This window comes from Streptomyces sp. SID5785 (assembly GCF_009870065.1).
Classification (GTDB): Bacteria; Actinomycetota; Actinomycetes; order Streptomycetales; family Streptomycetaceae; genus Streptomyces.
Genome location: NZ_WWIA01000545.1, coordinates 1 through 292, shown reverse-complemented (window position 1 = coordinate 292; position 292 = coordinate 1). Strand labels below are relative to the sequence as shown.

1 protein-coding gene is annotated in these 292 nt (G+C 81.5%); it reads left to right on the top strand.

The genetic code is table 11. The annotated features are described in order from the left end of the window. On the top strand, window positions 1-292 hold a 292-nt coding region (locus GTW43_RS17555), incomplete at both ends, for a hypothetical protein (RefSeq protein WP_202501573.1).

Sequence of the window (292 nt, the reverse complement as noted above, 5' to 3'; positions counted from 1 at the left end):
CAGCTCCTGGCCGAGCCCGAGCACGCCGAGCCGGTGCTCGTCGAGGCGCTCACCGATGCGTGCCCGCCGCAGGACGCCGCCGCCCTCGACGCCGCGCTGTCCCGCGCCCGCGCCCTGCGGCCCCGGCCCGAACTGGTCGCGCTGCACGACGCGTTCCGGCAGCGGCACGGGATCGCCGACGGGCCGGACCCGGGCCGCGTCGATCCGGTCGCCGCGCTGTCCGGCGCGGCCGTGGCGCTCGACGCGGGGGACCGGGGCGCCGCCCGGGACCTGCTGCGACAGGCCGGCACCG